This is a genomic window from Streptococcus merionis DSM 19192, assembly GCF_000380085.1.
GTDB lineage: Bacteria > Bacillota > Bacilli > Lactobacillales > Streptococcaceae > Streptococcus > Streptococcus merionis.
Map to the genome: position 1 here is coordinate 20,902 of NZ_KB904540.1, position 17,069 is coordinate 37,970.

Below are 17,069 nucleotides of genomic sequence, written 5' to 3' on the forward strand. Positions count from 1 at the left end.
TTATCTAAGAAATGGAAGTTTCCATTGCTGAGCCTTGTTCTTCAGCATAAAGTTTTTTATCGTAAGCACGGATAAATGGATAGTAGACCAAAAAGGCTGCAAGTGCTGTGACAAAGGCTACTGGAACAGCTTTTATATCAGCAGTACCAAGGAAAGCACCGATACCAAGTGGTGTTGGCCATGGCACTTGAGCAATAACTGGACGAATCAAGCCCATAGCATTGACAAAGTAGTAAATTGTCGCAGAAGTCATTGGTGCTAAGATAAATGGAATGGCTAATGATGGATTATAGATAATAGGAATACCAAAGATAAGGGGTTCATTGATATTGAAGATCCCTGGAACAAGAGATGCTTTACCGATAGCGCTTAATTGTTCTGACTTAGCACGCGTTGCCAACCAAATACAAAGTCCTAATGTCGCACCAGAACCACCAGCAATGACAAACATGTTTGACCACTCACCTGCAACAGCAAAGTTAGCACCAGCCGCATTTTCAGCCATATTAGCTAATGCGATTGGATTAACAAAAGCAAAGACAATGTTTGCACCGTGGATACCAACAACCCAAAGAAGTTGTGTCAAGAGATAGATAATCATGATACCAAGCCATGAGTTTGTCAATCCAGAGACAAAACTAAATGGAATCGCAATCACTTTAAAAATGTCTGTACCTAAGGCGATCAAAACACCATTGAGAATCAGCACAAAAAAAGCAATCACAAAACTTGGAATCAGAGCTGTAAAACCACGTGAAACGCCTTCTGGAACCGCATCTGGCATTTTGATAACCCAGTTGTTTTTCACACAGAGACGATAAAGCATTACCGCTACCACAGCCATGATAATAGCTGTAAAGATACCTGTCGTACCAAAGCGTGACACCCCATTGCTCATTGCCCAACCGTCAACAATAACTGCGCCTTCTTCTAGGTTTTGAACAGCTGTCATCACACCACCTTCAAAAACAAGTTGTGGAACAGTCATGATGAAGGCAAAGAGTGAAAGTAGGGCACCGTTAATCGGTGTCAAATTGAGGTCTTCTTCCTCTGCATAAATTTTAGTTAATTCATATCCTAGTGCCAAACAGAAATAAAGCGACAAAACACCCATCGTGGCATAGTTTGCAATCATGTAGAGAGATGTGAACTTATCAAAGGATGCTGCAAAGATATCGGCAACAAATGGCCAAAATGAGAATGCTAAAGGAATAATCGAGAATACCAAAAACATTGAACCAACAATGGTAAATGGTACCGCAGCCATACCTGCTGCTGTGATTGCACGAACTACCTTATACTGAGCCAATTTCCCCATTGGCCCCATAACGTGGTTCTCTAAAAAACCGAATAATCCACCTTGATTTTCCATGTGGATAACCTCCTCCAAAATTTTTTATTTTATGTAACTGAATTTGAGCTAAATGCTCGATTTCGTTTCGTCTAGCTAAGTTGATTTCATCGCAAAACTCCTAGCCGTTCTGGTCTAGGTACGTCAGTGTCATCAAAGATGACTGACCGCCATTTTCCAACACCTTTTTCAAGTCGCTCATGGCTTATACAAATTTTTCAAGTTGCTTGATGCGGTGGTAAGCCTTATCCTTATTATTCGCAATCAAGGCAATACGATGTAGGTTAGCATAGGCCAATACAATACCCACACTCCAAAGTCCAGTCAGGAATAACTTGGTTGCAATACTGTCTGAAAATACAGGAAACATCAGTCCCAACTGATCTGTCAGATAAATCCACCCTATCAGAACCATTTGCAAGACAAACGCTACTTGGAAAAAGACTTTCGTCCAACTTAGATAAACAGTATCTGTTCCGTACATTCTTAGCTGTTCAGCTGCTGCTAAGACACTAAGAATAAGCATCACTATAGGGATAAGTCCATAAAAGCTCCACTCTAGAATCTGTGCCACCAGCCAATAGAGATTAGCGAAGAAAAATCCTGCAATGGAATATCTCATCATTAGATATCGGCTAAATTTTGTACTTTTTAAAGCAGCCTGCTTGCGTGCATCATGTGATGCTTTTTTTCTTTGTGATAGCACTTGGCTTTGATTTCTCATGGGCACTCCTATCCTACTTTTTTATACAGCTCCAACATCTCTAAGGCCACTTCACGCAGGGTCATGGTGGTCATCAAATGGTCTTGAGCATGAACCATAATGATTTCAATTTTGATTTCAGTGCCGCCTGCGTACTCCTGTAAAAGGCGTGTTTGGGCTTGATGGGCTAGAAGAATTTCATCATTGGCTTCTTCTAATTTCTGCGCCGCATCTTCGTAGTTTCCCTCTCGCATAGCAGCGAAAGCTTCATGAATAACTGTTCGACCATTGCCGCTGTTTAAAATAATTTCAAATGCAGCAACTTGAACTTCTTCAGGATTCATCGTTTACTCCCCCTAATTCTGTTATAAAAATACGTTTAAACGTTTCAAAGTCTTGAGATTGACTCAAGGCTTCCACAAGCTCAGGCCGATCAACGAGGTCAACAATCGCATTGGTGATGACCTTAAGGCCGTCATTATTTCTCTTGCTAATGGACGGCAGAAAAACGAGCTTGACTGCGTCAGATTCATCTCCCCAGCTAAGACCATTTGGTATGAGCGCAACGGCCACTTTTAACTCATCCGAAACTGGCTTAATGGGATGCGGAACAGCAATCATCTCACTAAAGAGCACTGAGCTGAGGCGTTCCCGCTGGGACATCATTTCATGCAGACGCATTTGAAATTTGTCGTCCTCGCGGTCACTTAGCTGCTCAACCATCTGACGCAATAGCGATTCTTTGTTCGCTCTCTCCGAATATTCAATGTAAAAATAGTTCGGTGAGAAGAAAGACTCGAATAAAGTGGCTAAATTTTCTCCCGTTGTTCGCTGTTCATGCGATTGGTTTGCTTGCCGTGTTTTTTCAAACTGCTCAATTTTGTGTCTTATGTGGATCAGTTCATCTTCTTTCAGAAAGACTGACGTGGTAAAGACTGGAATGTTGAAAATAAGATTAGAAAGATCGATTGATGAGATGATAAAATCAATGCCTTTGAGTTTTTCATCTGTAATCTCATAGTAACCAATCACATCACTGATGGTCACGTATTGCCGCAGTTCATTTTCGATCCGACTTCTTAGCATTTGCGCCGAACCATAACCTGTCGCACAAATGACTAAAACGTTAAATTTGAGCTGCTCCTTGAAGCGTTCTTGTGCAGCCATAAAGTGAAGCGCCACATAGGCGATTTCATCTTCTGATAGCGTGAAATCAACAAAAGATGGCATCGCATTTAGGGTCTTTTCAGCCAATTCAAAGGCTTGAGGATAATTAGCCTTTATATCTTCTAGTAACGGATTATCCAAGGTAATGCCACTGCTACTTCTTAGATAAAGGGTCGCAAGATGGGTCAAAAGCCCTTCCATCAACTGAAAATCCTGTTGAACACTCAAGGCTTGGTCAGCAAAGATAAGCTCTAACGCTTGACTCAGTTCCTGCCGAATAGGTGACACCTGATCAGTATCATAGCTGTCACTTTCTAGCTTTCCTTTGGAAATCAGGTGAAGAGCGATGTAGGCTACTTCCTCTTCTGGAAAGTCTAGTTTTGTGGCCAGACTAATGCGATCCATGATCCTCCTTGCGACACGAATTTCTGTATCGTGCTCTGGACCAACGACGTCATCGATAGACGAGATGCGAAATCCTTCCGCCAAGCGTCGAATAGCAAGCGCTAAATGAACGACGAGATTTTGAATCACAAAATCTGATAGTTGTAAGCCTGCTTCTCGACACTCGTCCAAGACGATCACTGTCAAGGCTTCAAAATTGATTTTCCCATAAACCAGCTCTTCATCTACATAATGGTAAAGTGTCTGAAAAAAACCATTGCTGAAGAAATAATCCATGATAAAGCGCCGAATTTGTTGTTCTTCGCCTTTGACGTAGACGCCTTTATTGGCTTTGCTTTCGATTGTTAGCTGGTAAGGTTCAAGCACTTTTCTGATCCTTTTAAAATCACTAGAAAGTGTTGAGCGACTGACAAACAGCTCTTCTGCCAAATCATCAAAGTAGAGATTTTTTTGTTCCAATAAGAGTTTATTGAGAATGTAACTATGGCGATCGTTGATATCAGTCGTGTCCTGAGAGGCAAAGAGTGCATCTGCTGAGCTAAATTGCTTGGCCAGTTTTTTGATCGATTCCTCATCTTCAAACTGCAACTGATACCCTTGCCCCTGCTTAGACACTAATGTAACACCTGAAAAGTCCTCTAGTTCCTGAGAGATGTTGCGCATATAGGTTCTGATGGTCCGATCAGAACATCCTAAAAGCTCTGCTAGTTCTAGACTTGTCGTAAAATCTTCCTTGTGTTTCAGCAAATGCTGAACAAGTATTTTTTCCTTGTTTGTAAGCATATGATCTGCCTCCACTTCATTCAGTCAGATTTACAATACTATTTGTCAGGTCAAAACTTAAATGTTTTCCAAAATCAGATTAGCCATTTTTTCAATTCCCATTGGAATTGGGATATAGGCTTGCGGTGGAATTTGTGCAATTTTACGCCCCGCGCGCTCTGCCGCTTCTGAGAATTGTTTGTAGTACATTTTTGTCTGTGGGCTGACAAGGTAGAGGTCAAAATCTCCTTTTTCAATCGCCTTGCCACCCTCATTTGCGTTAATCGCATCGACTTCAATATCATGACCTTTTGTCTTGAAATACTCCGTTGTTTTTTTCGCCATAAGAGATGAAGACATGCCTGCTGCACAGATAATTAATGCTTTTGCCATAGTGATAGCTCCTTTTATTTATTTACTGATTCCAGTATAGGATAAAACGTTTTCATTGTGAAGTTAGCTTTTTTCCGTATTGATGCGGAAAAGTTTCCTTATTGATTTTTAGAAGCAAGTCAGTCACCGCTCTAATTCGCACATAAGCTGGTGCTAAAACCTGTAAAATTGTTTTTTCTACTAAGGCTAATTCTCAATCGTTTCAATACAGCCTAAATCGGCCTAATTATACTCAACTTCAAATGGTGAGACAAACATCTCTCCCTTAACAAGACAAATCAGATTTCCTCACCATTTGTGGCGATGACGTTTTTGTACCAAGCAAAGGATTTCTTAGGTGTCCGCTCATAAGTACCGTTACCATCATCATCCTTATCAACATAAATAAACCCATAACGCTTACGCATCTCACCCGTTCCAGCAGATACGAGGTCAATGCAGCCCCACGGAGTATACCACACCGTCTTCTGCGACTGCTTTTTTCATTTCTTTGATATGGGCTCCGAGGTAGTCAATTCGATAATCATCGTGAACCATACCGTCTTCTTCAACCTGGTCAATAGCTCCAAAACCATTTTCTACGATAAAAAGTGGCAGGTGGTACATATCGGTAAACCAGTTGAGAGCATATCGCAGACCTTCTGGATCAATCTGCCACTCCCATTCTGAAGCCTCGACATACTCATTTTTAACCAAATCTTCGGTTTCCAAATAGTCATAATGAGGATTGTCGCGGTGATAAGAAATGGCAAAGGACATGTAATAAGAAAAACCGATGTAATCGACGCGACCTTCTAACAACTGAGCCTTATCCTGATCAGTGATGTCGATGTTGAACCCTTTGCGCTCCCAGTATTTGAAAATATGCTCTGGATACTGGCCGTGAACGTGTACATCTGTGAAGTAATAACGTTTCTGCATGGCTTTTTGAGCCAGTAAAATATCCTTAGGATTGCAGGTAGCAGGGTAGATTGGACACATGGCAATCATACAGCCGATCTGAAAGTCAGGGTTGATCGCTTTACCAGTCTTGACCGCCTGAGCTGACGCTACCAATTCATAGTGGGCGGCTTGGTACATGATTTCTTCGCGGTTTTCACCCTCTTGGTAGACAATACCTGAGTTGGTGAATGGTGCAAAATCTTCTTGATAATTCGCTTGGTTATTGATCTCATTAAAGGTCATCCAGTACTTGACCTTGTCTTTATAACGCTTGAAGCAAACCGTTGCAAAACGAACAAAGAAATCAATGATCTTCCGATTGCGGAAACCTCCGTACTCAGTCACCAGATGATAAGGCAACTCAAAGTGAGATAAGGTTACGACAGGCTCAATGCCGTGTTTCAGACATTCATCAAAAAGATCGTCATAGAACTGCAAGCCTGCTTCATTGGGTTCTAACTCATCACCATTTGGGAAAATCCGTGTCCAAGCGATGGATGTGCGGAAGCACTTAAAGCCCATCTCCGCAAATAGGGCAATATCTTCTTTATAGCGATGGTAAAAATCAATCGCTTCGTGGTTAGGGTAGTATTTGCCTTCTACCACACCTGCTGTAATTTCACGAGGGACACCGTGACGACCAGAAGTCATGACATCAGCCACGCTAATGCCTTTTCCGCCCTCCTGCCAGCCACCTTCTAATTGGTGGGCAGCAACCGCACCACCCCAGAGAAAACCGTCTTTAAACCTTGCCATAAGGCACCTCCTAAGTTTTATTACTCTTCAAAAATCAAATTCAAACATCGTCAGCGTCGCCTTGGAGTGGGACGAAAAATTGACGAAGAGTCTTTGGACTCTAGGAAGATTTGTCCCTAAAGGGAGCCGCATCTGTATAGTGAGCAAAGTCCACAACAGCTGCATCTCTTTTTCACACAGTGCTTAGTCCGAATTCAATTAGTTTGCTTTTGATTTTGATTGAGTATTATCATCTTTATTATATCTCTTTGAAAGCGCAAACAACATGGACACTTTTTCCACAGCGATACGGAAAAAAAGAGGAGCGAGACTCTCTTGTCCGCTCCCATTTATCAAAAATTGAAAAACTTACGTGCTGACGACACGGAAAAATCTGCTGGTGCCAAACCGTAAACCTCTGTCATCAACTCTTTAATCCGTTTATCAGAAACCTGACTTTCAACGACTACTGTATTATCAACGCCTCCTGTCTTTTTGAAGGCTTCCTTGATCCGCGAGTCTTCAAAATCTGGAATACTCTGCCTATCTTTAAAAGAGATAACATAATCCCAAACACCTCCCACTGGGCGTGTTGAAAATAAATTCTTAAAAATCATATAGCCGAAAAAAGCAACAACAGCAACTACTAATAAACCAAACATGGCATCCATCTTAAACATCTCCTCTCAATCATATAACAGTTACACCATTTGTAAAAAAATCGGCGGATCCGTAAAGCAAGGATAGCCCGGTTGGAGACAAACGGATAAAACCATTTCACACCTCAACACAGTCTAACAAACTAATATATAAGAGTATCTTAACAAACTTATCAGCCATTGTCAATCGCAAAATTTTCCGCATCTCTTGACGCGGCAAGCCCTTCCTTTCTTACTCAAAAAACTGATAGTAATCCGCCAAGGTCATGCTGGCCTTCTCAGCAGTATTAAGGTCTTTGATAATCTGGCCGTCTTTCATCACAATCAGGCGATTACCATACTTGAGGGCATCTTCCATATGATGGGTTATCATCAGAGCTGTCAGCTGATCTTCTGTGACGAAATTTTCCGTCAATGCCATGAGGGACTGACTAGTCTTAGGGTCAAGGGCTGCGGTATGTTCATCCAGCAGCAAAAGCTCTGGTCGTTTGATAGTGGCCATCAGTAAGCTCAGGGCCTGTCGTTGTCCGCCAGACAAAAGCCCTGTCGGCGTTTCCAAATGCTTTTCCAGTCCATTGCCAGTCCTTGCAAGTAGAGCAAGAAAGGTATCGCTGTGAGCTGCTAATTGGCGGGAAATCAAGCCGCGTCTCTCGCCACGATATTTGGCAATCAGCAAGTTTTCGCCTACCGTCATCCGAGGGGCAGTCCCCATTTTAGGGTCTTGAAAGACGCGGGCCAGATGTTTAGCCCGTTTTTCCGCTGACCAATTGGTCACATTTTCACCCAAGATGCGGACCTGACCACTGGTTAAGCGCAGAGTCCCTGCAATGGCGTTAAAGAGGGTGGATTTTCCAGCACCATTGCCACCTAAAATAGTGATAAAATCATGCTCACGAATGGTCAAATTGACACCGTCAAGTATCACTTTTTGTTCATTAAAGCCATTCTGGACAATCTTAGTGGCATCTATTAATTCGATTACTGCTGTCATTTGCTCAAACTCACCCCCTTAAAGAATTTAGACTTCAACTCCGGAATCATAAGGCAAACAGCCAAGATCAAGGCTGAATAAATACGGAGGTAGCTCGTGTTAAAGCCGAGACTGATAACAGCCAAGATCAGAAACTGATAGGCAATCGCCCCTACCGCAATCGTTATCAAACGCTCCAGCATGGTCAAGTTGGAAAACATCACCTCACCGATGATAAGACTAGCTAGACCAATAACAATAACCCCAATTCCCCGAGACACGTCCGCATACCCCTCCTGCTGAGCAACAAGAGCGCCTGCCAAGGCTACGATACCATTTGATAAAACCAAACCCATCAGCTCCATCTTATCTGTATTGATCCCAAACGATTGAGCCATATCACGGTTATCACCTGTTGCAATGTAAGCTTGCCCTAGGCGAGTGCCTAAAAAAGTAATCATAAGCCCAATAACCAAAACAACAGCGATCAAACCGAGGACGAGTTCGTTAGTATCGGGTGCAAAGGGCAGATAATCCTGCGCTACCTTGTGGTTAAGCAGTCCAAGATTCGCCCGCCCCATCACCATGAGAATAATGGAGTGACATGAGGTCATAACTAAAATTCCTGAAAGGAGCGTGGGAATTTTTCCTTTGGTGTAAAGAAGCCCTGACACAAAGCCTGCCAAACAGCCTGCCAAAATAGCCACCAAAGTTGCTAGAAAAGGATTGACTCCTCTGGTAATTAAAGTTACAGCCACTGCACCCCCCAGAGGAAAGGAACCCTCGGTCGTCATATCTGGAAAATTCAAAATCCGAAAGGTCATAAAGATTCCCAGACCTAAAATAGTCCAGAGAAGACCTTGTGAAATAGTTGAGATCATGTCTTACTCCTCTTTATAGTGATTCCGTCTAAAAATGATGTAAGTCCTCAATATTGGTTAAACACTGTGACAAGTCAAAATACTGTTTATAAACTGAACCGCTATGCTATTCAATAATTGTCGTTGCTTTTTCCAGCAAGCTAGCTGGAATCGTCAAGCCAAGCTCTTCGGCTACTTTTTTGTTAACCACAATGGTTCCTTCGCTGAAGATTTCCACTGGTGTTTTCGCTGGGTCAGCTCCATTTAGAACTGCTGCGACCATTTTGCCAGTTGCCACCCCCAAATCAAATTGGCTGAGGGTGACAGAGGCGATCCCCCCTTCTTCTACCATGGTTTCAACACTGGTGTAGACTGGTTTTTTAGCCTCTTTGGCAGCTGATATTACCGTCGGAAAGGCTGATGCAATGGTGTTGTCCGTTGGTGTCCATACAGCATCTACTTTTGGCAACATAGCTGTGACCGTGGTCGCAATTTCATTGGTTGATGGCACAGCATAAGGGACTACAGTATAGTCAGCACGTTCTGCTGCTTCTGTGAAAGCCTCTACCTGAGACAGAGAATTATCTTCGCTGCTAGAGTAGAGCACACCGATTGTTTTGGCGTCTGGTGTGATGGCCTGAATGAGCTCTACCGTGTCCGCAACAGGTGTCGCGTCCGATACACCTGTGATATTGCCACCAGGTTTTTTCAAGTCAGTCACAAGGTTAGCACCGACTGGATCGGTTACCGCTCCCATGATAACTGGAATATCCTTGGTCGCATTGGCCAAACCTTGAGCTGCTGGCGTTGCAATTCCGATGAGAGCTGCATTTTTGTCAGCGACCAGTTTCTCGCTCATCTTTTGAATCTGGCTTTGGTCCGCTTCAGCGTTCATAAAGTTGATGGTTAAATTATCACCTTTTTGATACCCCTCATCTGCCAAACCCTGCTCAATACCACGGTAAATTTCATCTAAAGATTCGTGAGTGACAAATTGTAAAACACCGATAGTCTTGTGTTCTGAATTCGTCGCTTGGCTATTTCCCTTTGTTCCTGAAAGACTTGTAAAACCAAGATAGGCTACGACAAAAACCGCAAGTGCTGCTAGGACTGCCAATAATTTCTTGTTTTTCATAAGATTTTCCTCCAAATATGACTTGTTTTTTGAATTTTAACACCAGAAACATCGTTCTCACATACGTTCGAACTGCATTCACACGCTTAGCTTGACCATTTCTGGTCAAACTCGCAAGTCTTGATTGGACTTGCTAAGCGTCTGACTAACTCCCTTGAAAAATAATATCGATTTTTCAAGATCACGTCGCAATGCCTAAGCTCTACGACGTTACCAAGTAACGTGTAATCACTAAGCTAGTTTGGATCATAGGCTTTGCTTAGGCAAACCTATGTCAATGTTTCTAAGCTCCGCTCTAACGAGCTTATTTCGCTAAAAACCATAGAAAAAACCCTCACTTTCCTTAAGGAAAGTGAGGGCGATAGGACCGCGGTGCCACCTCATTTGATGGCTATATCTAGAATCAGCCATCATCTCAATCTTGTCAAACAACAAGTTGCACGGTAAGGGGTGCGCACCGAATTCCTATGTGTTAGAATTCATTATAAGTATCAGCCCAATTTTCATACACAAACGCTACTTGTTCACAATCACCACAAGCTCCCTGAAAACATTTCTGTATTACTTTTCTGATAGGGCTATTATAGGTTAGATTTTTATCTTTGTCAATCATTTTCTATTTATTTTTTTAAAAATAATCACTTTTTGCGAACGATGGCTAGAAGGAACCGCCACCACCGCCTCCTCCACCTCCAGAAAAGCCGCCTGATGAGAAACCACCACCACTTCCTCCACTGCCGCCAGAGGAAACATTGAAATTGCTAGCTGCACGTGCACTACTGATATCCTGTGTAAAGCCACCAGTTCGCGCACTTAGATGCGGCATATAGCCCCGATAGACATAGGCGTTGAGATCAGGATTTGGAATTTGAATGTTGTATTTCTTAAGAACGCGGCTAACTTCCTTGGCATAGCCAAACAAAGTAGCATAGACTAAAATACGATTCCACAGCACGATCGCTCCCAACTCTGTCTTGTCAAATCGGCCAATGTCGCGCAGCATGTTTTTAAAGGATTCCCAAAGTTGGTACTGTTCGAGACCTGCTTCCGTCAAGATGCCGTCGTGGATTAATTGGCTCTTACTACTGTAGAGACCAACTAGCACAACAAAGGACACCGCTAAAATCAGCACTAGCATCCAGACATGGGTTTCAAAGAAAAATAGGAGACCGAAATAGGCGAGTAAGGTTAGCATAAAGACAATCGCAGTGAATCTACCGATTGCTCCCATGTCCTTCTTCTTATTGGCCGTTAGATTGCGATAATAGGGTTTGAGCCCGAGTTCATTTTTCTCATTTTCCACGACTTGTCGCAATTTCTTAAAGGCTGTGTTATAGGTTTTGACCAGCTGACGCCCACTTTCACGAATAGCTTTTTCCTGACTCTTTCGTTTCGTTTGAATGACATTTTGCTCTGCAGAGAAATCTTTGAAAAGATGTTCCATTGGAAGGGTTCTTTCTTTTCCAAAAGCCATATCCAAAAAGACACGCTCGGATGGGCTGATGCCCCTGTCTGTTTTATAGGTCAATGTTGCTGAATTACCTTGCTCAGAAATACCGAGGTTTCCTCGGTCAATCAAATCAAGAATAGTTGCTTGCGAGATGTGGTCAAAATCAATCTTTGCCTTGTTAGATGATGCGGGGTTGACATCGCGTATATCAACATTATAAATGATTCTAGCGACTAACATTGGTCGCAAATCACTTGGAGCCTCATAGAGGCGCGTATCTTTGAGCATCTTCGTCCGAAGGTCGATCTTATTTCGAAACCTTATCCAGCGACTGCTATCAATGCCACAGGCAATCAGAGCAACCATAGGTAAAACTCCATAGACCGTGATTTTTACAAGATTCGAATAGCGTTTAATATTAGCTTCTGTTTGCTGGTAGCTGGCCAGATTATTTTCCGAATAAAAGGCTCCCGAATCTAGTCCAGATAAAATACCACTGTCCCAATACCCATGGAGTTCTAACCTTTTCTCGCTCCCCAATCGGTTAAGGGTGATCTGATAATCTTGACCGTATTTAGTGACAGCCGCTGCTTCCTTCAGATAACCTGTATGAACAGCCATTTGACTGTCTTGATAGTCTGGCGCTGTAATGCGGATGCTGATATTGTTTAAGGGCACTTCCCAATCACTGATAGGCACCCAGTTAAGCTCAGCAATGTCCTGATAAGGAAAGAGCATATTTTGAATCGGCCAGCTCACTTGAATTTTGACAACGTCACCATCTTTTACACGATTATAGATCTTCAGGCGGTAGCCATCACCTATATTTTCAAAAGTGACCTTTCCAGACTCTTCCAACTCATCTGGATAACTTGTGCTAACTAATTGACCGTTCTTATAGACCCGATACTGGAGCTGACCTTCTATACCAAATCCATCAGGCATGTTACCTGCGGTTCCCAAACTCACATACTGGCCGTTATAGGTGTCCTCATACTTATAAACCAGCTCTTGCTCAAAAGTTGCTGAGTTATCTTCCTTGATTGTCAAATGTCCCTTGTACTGAGTGACCTCATAGGCTCTCGCTGATTGGACACCGCAAAAAAGCAGCAAAAACGAGAAAGTCATAGCTAGTATCATCGGAAAGATGGTTTTGTTGTGAGAAGTCATTTAACACTTCCTCCGTCGGTCAAAAATATAGACTAATATAGCGGGACAGACAAGCATGATGGCTCACTTCATTTTTGGTTTATTCTAATGCTTGCTGACATGAATCCGATTGATGGCGCGTTGTAAAGCTACACGGGCACGACGGGCTTGGTCTGCTGAATGGGTTTCTTCAGCCTCCTGCAATTCCTGCTCAGCCACCATCTTAGCACGCTCAGCACGGCTAACATCAATGTCACGTTCGCGCTCAGCAGCATCCGACACAATGGTAATCAGATCATTAGATACTTCCATAACACCGCCATTAACTGCAATCCAGTCCACATGGTTGACGTCATCAATCCGACGGACCTTGATCTCAGCAATATCCAGCGGTGCAATGAGATTTGAATGCCCAGGGAAAATTCCCATCTCACCAACAGTTGTCTTACACTGGACATAGGTCGCATGGTGATCGTATCTGATGCCATCAGGAGTAACGATTTGAACGTTCATCTGCTTCATAGGTCACCTCTTAGAGTTGCATCTGCGCAGCTTTTTTCACGACATCATCAATTGATCCGACATTACGAAAGGCATCCTCAGGTAGACTGTCGTGCTTCCCTTCAAGGATCTCTTTAAAGCCACGAACGGTCTCCTCAACAGGAACATAAGAGCCTGGAACACCAGTAAATTGCTCGGCCACATTGAAGTTCTGAGACAGGAAGAATTGCACGCGACGCGCACGCGCCACCAAGGTTTTCTCCTCTTCGGACAGCTCATCCATTCCCAAAATGGCAATGATGTCCTGCAATTCATGATAGCGTTGCAAGATGTGTTGGACTTCTGTAGCAACCTCATAGTGCTCCTCGCCGACAATTTCAGGCGCTAAGGCACGAGAGCTTGAAGCCAACGGATCCACTGCTGGGTAAATCCCAAGCTGGGTCAGCTTCCGCTCAAGATTCGTTGTCGAATCCAGATGGGCAAAGGCTGTCGCTGGTGCTGGGTCCGTGTAGTCATCAGCTGGAACGTAGATGGCCTGAATAGAGGTAACAGATCCCTTGTTAGTCGAGGTGATCCGCTCCTGCAATTGCCCCATCTCTGTGGCCAAAGTTGGCTGATACCCTACTGCAGATGGCATGCGCCCAAGAAGGGCTGATACTTCAGATCCTGCTTGCGTGAAACGGAAAATATTGTCGATAAAAAGCAAAACATCTTGACCTTCCACATCACGGAAATACTCAGCCAGAGTCAAGCCTGTCAAGGCAACCCGCATCCGAGCGCCGGGTGGTTCGTTCATCTGACCAAAGACCATGGCTGTCTTTTCAATAACACCAGACTCTTTCATTTCCCAGTAAAGGTCGTTGCCCTCGCGTGTCCGCTCACCAACACCCGTAAATACCGAAATCCCGCCGTGTTCCTGAGCAATATTGTGAATCAACTCTTGAATCAAGACAGTCTTTCCAACACCCGCACCGCCAAAGAGACCGACTTTCCCACCTTTAAGGTAAGGAGCTAAGAGATCAATAACCTTGATCCCCGTCTCTAGGATTTCTGTTGAAGTTGAGAGCTGATCAAAGGTCGGAGCCTTTTTATGAATCGGTTCACGCTTGATGCTTGAGTCCATCTCGGTATCCAAGTCAATCGTGTCTCCTAAAACATTAAAAACACGCCCCAGCGTTTCTTTACCAACTGGCACAGAAATCGGACAGCCGGTATCCATAACCTCAAGTCCACGGGTCAAGCCTTCAGTCGCTGTCATAGCGATGGTTCTGACGACACCATCTCCCAGTTCTAATGCAACTTCCAGAACAACCTTTTGCTTGGAGCCATCATTTTTATAGACCACAAGGGCGTTGTTAATTTCAGGGATTTTGGCGTCTGGATCAAAACGGACATCCACGACTGGTCCAATGACCTGCGTAATTTTTCCTGAACTCATCTTCTTCCTCTTTCCAATTTTAGGAAATGGCGTTGGCACCGCCAACGATTTCCGTAATTTCTTGTGTAATGCCTGCCTGACGAGCACGGTTGTACTGAATGGTCAAATCAGAAATAATCTGTTTGGCATTGTCCGTAGCTGCCTGCATAGCGGTCATACTGGCTGCGCTCTCAGCTGTTTTAGCATCAATAATAGCTCCATATATCATGGATTCCGCGTACTGGGGCAGGAGTTGCTCTAAAATCGTATCTCGATCGGGTTCCAAATCAAAAGTCTTGGTGTAACCATCAGCCTCATTAGGATCCAGATGTGAAATAGGTAGCATCTGCTCTACCCGCACCTGACTAGTCAGGCTATTGATATGATGGGTATAGCAGACATAGAGCGCATCAAAGAGCTCATTTTGATACATATCCAAGGCTTTTGAAATGATCTTACGAACATCATCAAAGCTCGGATGATCTGACAAGCCTCGCATCTCAAAGATTGGTGTAATCCCACGCGCTTTGAGAAAGTCAGCACCAATCCCACCGAGACAAAGTACCACATACTCATCCGTCGTGTCATGGTCTTGATCAATCATCTCCATAACCGAGCGTAAAATGGTCGAATTGTAAGAACCAACCAGTCCCTTATCTGAGGTGATGACCAGATAAGCCGTCTTTTTGATTTCTCTTTCAATCAGCATAGGATTGGTTGAGCCCTTGACCAGCTCTGCCTGCATCAAGTCTGTTGTAATCTGCCGAATCTTTTGCGTGTAAATCTGAAAGGACTTGGCATGGGATTCTGAACGTGCGAGTCTCGACACAGCCACCATGTGCATGGCGCCCGTGATGTGACTAGTCTTCTTGGTAGATGCAATCCGCGTCTTGATTTCATTGAGAGAATTTCCCATCACTCACACTCCTTTCTCGTTTCATAACTATTTCTACTTAGTTGTAGGAAGATTCTTCCTTAAAGGTACGAATGGCCGCATCCAAAAGCGCTTCGTCTGGCAAATCCTTAGTCTGACGAATATGACTCAAAAGATCATCGTGACGCAGGTCAAAGTAGTCGTACAAGGCGCGCTCAAATTCTGCAATATCTTGTACCGGTACAGTGTCTAAGAAACCATGAGTCAAGCAATAGAGGATCAACACCTGCTTTTCTACAGGAATTGGCGCATGTAACGGCTGTTTGAGGACCTCGATCGTGCGGCGACCACGATTAAGCTTAGCCTGAGTTGCTGCGTCTAAGTCAGATCCGAACTGCGTAAAGGCTTCGAGTTCACGATAAGAAGCCAAGTCAATCCGCAAGGTCCCAGCAACTTTTTTCATGGCCTTAATCTGAGCCGATCCCCCAACACGAGACACCGAAGACCCTGCATCCACCGCAGGGCGTATACCAGAATTAAAGAGGTTGTCTTTAAGGAAAATTTGACCATCTGTAATGGATATCACATTGGTTGCGATATAGGCAGAGATGTCACCAGCCTGCGTTTCAATAAATGGCAAGGCCGTAATCGAGCCTCCGCCCAGTTCGTCTGAAACTTTGGCTGAACGCTCCAATAGACGACTATGAAGGTAAAAGACATCTCCGGGATAAGCCTCGCGTCCTGGTGGACGACGTAGCAAGAGAGACAACTCACGGTAGGCGACTGCCTGTTTGGATAAGTCATCATAAACGATGAGGACATGCTTGCCTTGATACATAAATTCCTCTGCCATAGCTACACCAGAATATGGAGCAAGGAAAAGCAAGGGCGAGGGTTGTGAAGCTGAAGCGGTCACAACAATCGTGTAATCCAAGGCTCCATAACGGCGCAAGGTTTCCACCTGAGTTCGAACAGTAGACTCTTTCTGACCGATCGCCACATAAATACAGATCATATTCTGATCTTTTTGGTTGAGAATCGCATCAATAGCAATAGAGGTCTTCCCAGTCTGGCGATCTCCAATAACCAACTCCCGCTGGCCACGACCAATCGGAACTAGAGCATCAATAGCCTTGATCCCTGTTTGAAGAGGCTCTTTAACAGACTTACGCTGCATAACACCAGGAGCCGGTGCTTCAATCGGACGCGTCCTCTTAGCCTTAATAGGCCCCAAACCATCAACTGGCTGGCCAAGAGGATTCACAACGCGGCCCACAAGGGCTTCACCGACAGGGACTTCCATGATTTTACCAGTTCTGGAAACAACATCCCCCTCACGAATACCAGCAAAATCACCGAGAATGATAATCCCGACATCATTACTTTCCAAGTTTTGAGCCATCCCAAAAGAGCCATTACTAAAACGCAAAAGCTCTCCACTCATAGCATTGTCAAGCCCCTGCGCACGCGCAATCCCGTCACCAACATAAGTAACGATACCTGTTTCAGTGACATTAAAACTTGGTGTAAATTGATCCAATTGCTGCTTGATCAAAGCAGAAATTTCTTGTGTGTTAATAGACAAAACGACACCAC

General features: G+C 43.9%; 14 protein-coding genes and 1 pseudogene. All 15 read right to left on the bottom strand.

The annotated features are described in order from the left end of the window. Positions 1–4 precede the first annotated feature (4 nt). The gene (gene celB / locus A3I5_RS0103395; protein ID WP_018373224.1) at positions 5–1,372 is read right to left on the bottom strand and encodes a PTS cellobiose transporter subunit IIC; all 1,368 of its coding nucleotides are present in this window, start codon (positions 1,370–1,372) and stop codon (positions 5–7) included. A 184-nt stretch (positions 1,373–1,556) separates the two neighbouring features. Continuing rightward, on the bottom strand, positions 1,557–1,976 hold the full coding sequence (locus tag A3I5_RS0103400; RefSeq protein ID WP_145955189.1) for a hypothetical protein: 420 nt from the start codon (positions 1,974–1,976) through the stop codon (positions 1,557–1,559). 107 nt (positions 1,977–2,083) lie between these two features. Continuing rightward, positions 2,084–2,398 (bottom strand): PTS cellobiose transporter subunit IIA, encoded by a 315-nt coding sequence (locus A3I5_RS0103405; RefSeq protein WP_018373226.1) that lies wholly within the window; start codon positions 2,396–2,398, stop codon positions 2,084–2,086. Beyond that, positions 2,388–4,409 carry a BglG family transcription antiterminator gene (locus A3I5_RS0103410; protein ID WP_018373227.1) on the bottom strand — a complete coding sequence of 674 codons (2,022 nt, stop codon included), beginning with the start codon at positions 4,407–4,409 and terminating at the stop codon, positions 2,388–2,390. Before A3I5_RS0103410 ends, A3I5_RS0103405 begins: the two co-directional genes overlap by 11 nt. Before the next feature lie 57 nt (positions 4,410–4,466). Next, positions 4,467–4,781 (bottom strand): PTS cellobiose transporter subunit IIB, encoded by a 315-nt coding sequence (locus A3I5_RS0103415; RefSeq protein ID WP_018373228.1) that lies wholly within the window; start codon positions 4,779–4,781, stop codon positions 4,467–4,469. 278 nt (positions 4,782–5,059) lie between these two features. After that, positions 5,060–6,479: pseudogene (locus tag A3I5_RS11555) on the bottom strand (6-phospho-beta-glucosidase). Between the two features lie 332 nt (positions 6,480–6,811). Continuing rightward, on the bottom strand, positions 6,812–7,138 hold the full coding sequence (locus A3I5_RS0103425; RefSeq protein WP_145955190.1) for a hypothetical protein: 327 nt from the start codon (positions 7,136–7,138) through the stop codon (positions 6,812–6,814). A 211-nt stretch (positions 7,139–7,349) separates the two neighbouring features. Further along, positions 7,350–8,108 carry an ABC transporter ATP-binding protein gene (locus A3I5_RS0103430; protein ID WP_018373231.1) on the bottom strand — a complete coding sequence of 253 codons (759 nt, stop codon included), beginning with the start codon at positions 8,106–8,108 and terminating at the stop codon, positions 7,350–7,352. Beyond that, the gene (locus A3I5_RS0103435) at positions 8,105–8,968 is read right to left on the bottom strand and encodes an ABC transporter permease (protein WP_018373232.1); all 864 of its coding nucleotides are present in this window, start codon (positions 8,966–8,968) and stop codon (positions 8,105–8,107) included. The genes A3I5_RS0103430 and A3I5_RS0103435 overlap by 4 nt, the downstream gene beginning before the upstream one ends. A 106-nt stretch (positions 8,969–9,074) precedes the next feature. Further along, the gene (gene trpX / locus A3I5_RS0103440; RefSeq protein ID WP_018373233.1) at positions 9,075–10,082 is read right to left on the bottom strand and encodes a tryptophan ABC transporter substrate-binding protein; all 1,008 of its coding nucleotides are present in this window, start codon (positions 10,080–10,082) and stop codon (positions 9,075–9,077) included. 658 nt (positions 10,083–10,740) lie between these two features. Then, positions 10,741–12,702, bottom strand: coding sequence for a DUF2207 domain-containing protein (locus tag A3I5_RS0103445; protein ID WP_018373234.1), 1,962 nt, complete (start codon positions 12,700–12,702; stop codon positions 10,741–10,743). 84 nt (positions 12,703–12,786) lie between these two features. Beyond that, positions 12,787–13,203: a F0F1 ATP synthase subunit epsilon gene (locus A3I5_RS0103450; protein ID WP_018373235.1), complete on the bottom strand. Its 417-nt coding sequence runs from the start codon at positions 13,201–13,203 to the stop codon at positions 12,787–12,789. A 10-nt stretch (positions 13,204–13,213) separates the two neighbouring features. Beyond that, positions 13,214–14,620, bottom strand: coding sequence for a F0F1 ATP synthase subunit beta (atpD, locus tag A3I5_RS0103455; protein ID WP_018373236.1), 1,407 nt, complete (start codon positions 14,618–14,620; stop codon positions 13,214–13,216). Between the two features lie 19 nt (positions 14,621–14,639). Beyond that, entirely contained in the window at positions 14,640–15,515 is an 876-nt protein-coding gene (locus A3I5_RS0103460) for a F0F1 ATP synthase subunit gamma (protein WP_018373237.1), read from the bottom strand. A 37-nt stretch (positions 15,516–15,552) separates the two neighbouring features. Further along, positions 15,553–17,058, bottom strand: coding sequence for a F0F1 ATP synthase subunit alpha (gene atpA / locus A3I5_RS0103465; RefSeq protein WP_018373238.1), 1,506 nt, complete (start codon positions 17,056–17,058; stop codon positions 15,553–15,555). Positions 17,059–17,069: the final 11 nt, after the last annotated feature.